At 64.8% G+C, this 2971-nt stretch carries 3 protein-coding genes; 2 read left to right on the top strand and 1 reads right to left on the bottom strand.

From position 1 onward, the window contains the following. Nucleotides 1-883, bottom strand: an 883-nt coding sequence (locus EOA27_RS29845; RefSeq protein ID WP_145970616.1) for an SDR family oxidoreductase, incomplete at its 3' end; no start/stop codon positions are given. 274 nt (nucleotides 884-1157) lie between these two features. Between EOA27_RS29845 and EOA27_RS29840 the strand changes: the two genes are divergently transcribed. Both EOA27_RS29840 and EOA27_RS29835 read left to right on the top strand, forming a co-directional pair. Beyond that, a complete protein-coding gene (locus tag EOA27_RS29840; protein ID WP_126082076.1) occupies nucleotides 1158-1568 on the top strand; it encodes a helix-turn-helix domain-containing protein in 411 nt (136 codons plus the stop codon). A gap of 73 nt (nucleotides 1569-1641) precedes the next feature. Next, nucleotides 1642-2868: an NAD(P)/FAD-dependent oxidoreductase gene (locus EOA27_RS29835; RefSeq protein ID WP_189343102.1), complete on the top strand. Its 1227-nt coding sequence runs from the start codon at nucleotides 1642-1644 to the stop codon at nucleotides 2866-2868. The last annotated feature ends 103 nt before the right edge of the window (nucleotides 2869-2971 follow it).

Genomic DNA, 2971 nt, shown 5'->3' with positions numbered 1-2971 from the left:
GGGTAGCCTTGTTCGCTTCTAGGAACTGCTTCAGCGTCCGGGGCGTGCGGCCCGAGAGTTTTTCGACGGCATCGGTCACCTCCGCAATGCGTCCGGCGCGGGTGTTGGCGTCGAAGGAGACGATGATGCGGGCGAAATCCTCTGGAACGCCGGCTGCTTTCACCCCTTCGGTAAGCGCCTCGTCCGGCAGTTGGATGACTTCCAGCGGCTTGCCGGTCACCTCGCTTACCAGAGCGGCGATCTCGCCCACCGTATAGGCCTGAGGGCCGGTCAGCGTGTAGATGTGGCTTTCCTTGGAGCCGGATGCGAGGCCGGCGGCAATGGCGGCCGCCATATCGTCGCGCGCGCCATGCGCGATGCGCCCTTCGGCGGCCGATGTGTACCACTTGCCCGACGAAATGGCGTGCGGCAGCGACATGAACAGGTTCTCCTGATACCAGCCGTTGCGGAAGATGGTGTAGGAGATGCCGCTCGCCTTGATCGCCTGCTCGGTGCCGTAGTGATCGCCGGCAAAGAGCACGGGCGAGCCCGGCTCGGGATTGGGCATCGAGGTGTAGAGCAGATGCGAAACGCCTGCCGCCTTGGCCGCGGCCACGGCCGTCTCATGCTGCTTCAGGCGGCGGCCAGTCTTCAGATCGAGGTCGCCAGTCGAGATGATCAGCACCCGGTCGGCGCCAGCGAACGCCTTCTCCAGCGAGGCGCTGTCGTTGAAGTCGGCGGCCCTGACGGCGATGCCGCGCGCTGCAAGGTCGGCGAGGTTCTCGGGGTTGCGGGTGGCGGCGATGATGCTCGAGGGCGCAATTTTCTGCGCCTCCAGCAAGTGATTGATGACGGCTCGGCCGAGCTGGCCGGAAGCGCCGGTGACGAGAAGGGTTTCGGTCATGGGGAGGGTCCTGAAAAATTGCGTCGAAGGCGGATCAAGTGGTAGTCTCAAAAAGAGACCAGCACTAAAATAGGAATTGACCTCGGGCCGTAAAGAAGGCAGTTTTTCGGGAGGTAGGCACGGCGAGGGAACCACCATTGCCGGCCTAAAGCGCGTCGCGATCTTTCAGATTTGCTCCACGCGCTCTAGGTTTTGATCTTACGCATGTTCTTAACCCGAAACCCGGTTCCCGCTTTCGGGAGACATGCTTCAGTTTCGATCGGCGGATATCGCAATGGACAGCAAGATCTTCAATCTGAAAGCCAAGCTCGAGGTCTATAAGGCGATGACCAACGGCGGCAATTTCGCCGACTGTCCGGTCCGCGACGTGATCCAGGGCATCAGCGGCAAATGGAGCTCGCTGCTGGTCATGGCGCTGGCAGAGAGGCCCTACCGCTTCGGTGAGCTGCGCCGGCTGGTTCCCGACATTTCGCAACGCATGCTGACGCAAACGCTCTACGACCTGCAGCGCGACGGCTATGTGCACCGTGAAGTTTTCCCGACCAAGCCGCCGAGCGTCGAATACAGCCTGACCGATCTCGGGCGCTCGATGTTTGCGCCCCTGCAGATGCTGGTCCAGTGGGCCGAGCTCAACCATGACGCCGTGCGCGAGGCACGTGCCGCTTTCGACGCGGCTGAAGCCTGACAGGCGTCAAAGCGCCAGCTTGATTTGACTGATGTGTTGGGAGATTGTCCGGCCGGCTTGGCTTGGGCGGGCAATGAGCAGATCCTACGACATCGCGATTGCCGGCGCCGGGCCGGCCGGATTGGCCGCGGCGCTCTATCTCACGCGGGCGGGGCACAAGGTCACCATCTTCGAGCGCTTCGACGCGCCGAAGCCTGTCGGCTCCGGCCTCATCCTGCAGCCGACCGGGCTGACAGTCCTCGCCGATCTCGGCCTGCTCGATGACATTCTTTCGCTCGGCAGCCGTATCGAGCGGCTGCACGGCACCGACGCCCAGACCGGGCGCACGGTGCTCGAAGTCCGCTACGACGCGCGGCGCGGCCGTCGCTTCGGCCTCGCGGTGCATCGGGCGGCGCTGTTCGGCGTGCTCCATCGCGCCGCCTTGCGCGAAGCGATCGCCATCGAGACCAATGTCGAGGTCGAGACACCGGAGACGACCGAGCGCGCGACGCTGGTCTGCGCCAACGGCAAGCGGCTCGGGCCGTTCGACCTCATTGTCGATGCCAGCGGCGCGCGCTCGAAACTGCGGCACTATCTCGGCGATGCCGCCATGCCGCGACCGCTCGCCTATGGCGCGTTCTGGGCGTCGCTCGGCTGGCGGGGCGGCTTTGACAGAAGCGCGCTGCTGCAGCGCTACGACAAGGCAAGCATCATGGTCGGCGTGCTGCCGATCGGCCGGCCGGAGCCTGGCGCGCAAGACATGGCGGCCTTCTTCTGGAGCCTCAAGCCGGCCGACGCCGAACGAGTGAAGGCCGAGGGGCTCGAAGCATGGAAGGCGAGAGTGATTTCCGTCTGGCCGGAATGCGAGGTTTTCACCAGCCAGATCGACAGTTTCGAGCAGCTCTCGCTCGCCCGTTACGGCCATCACACGATGAGACTGCCGGCAGGCCGGCGGCTTGCGGTTATCGGCGACGCCGCGCATTCGACCAGCCCGCAACTCGGGCAAGGCGCGAACATGGCGCTGCTCGACGCCGCCGCGCTCAGCCATGCGCTTGCGCGGGCGGACAGCCTCGACGACGCGCTGGCGACTTATGCCAGCGCACGCCGTTGGCATGTGCGCGTGTTCCAGGCATTGTCACTGTCGCTGACGCCGTTCTACCAGTCGGACTCCGCAGCTTTGCCCTTTGTCCGCGACCGCATGGTGGCGGCGCTGGCGTGTATCCCGCCGGGGCCGCAATTCCTCGCCGCCATGGTCGCCGGAACGGTCATCGACCCGTTCAGGCGGATCGGGCTTGCGGAGTTTCAGTGGCCTGCCGCCTGATGATCCCGGATAAATAGGATCCCTTTGCCTGCAGAAAGGCATGCAACCGCCGCGGATAGTCCGCGCCGACCGCCTCCTTGACCGATTGCCGCCTGCTCAAGGC

Source organism: Mesorhizobium sp. M2A.F.Ca.ET.037.01.1.1 (assembly GCF_003998075.1).
Classification (GTDB): Bacteria; Pseudomonadota; Alphaproteobacteria; order Rhizobiales; family Rhizobiaceae; genus Mesorhizobium.
Note: the sequence above shows the minus strand (reverse complement) of the source record. Positions and strands in the feature narration are given on the sequence as shown.

What these genes read in the sequence shown, in the direction of transcription:
- EOA27_RS29840 (WP_126082076.1), top strand. Translation starts at nt 1,158, where the DNA reads ATGGACAGCAAGATCTTCAATCTGAAAGCCAAGCTCGAGGTCTATAAG.
- EOA27_RS29835 (WP_189343102.1), top strand. Translation starts at nt 1,642, where the DNA reads ATGAGCAGATCCTACGACATCGCGATTGCCGGCGCCGGGCCGGCCGGA.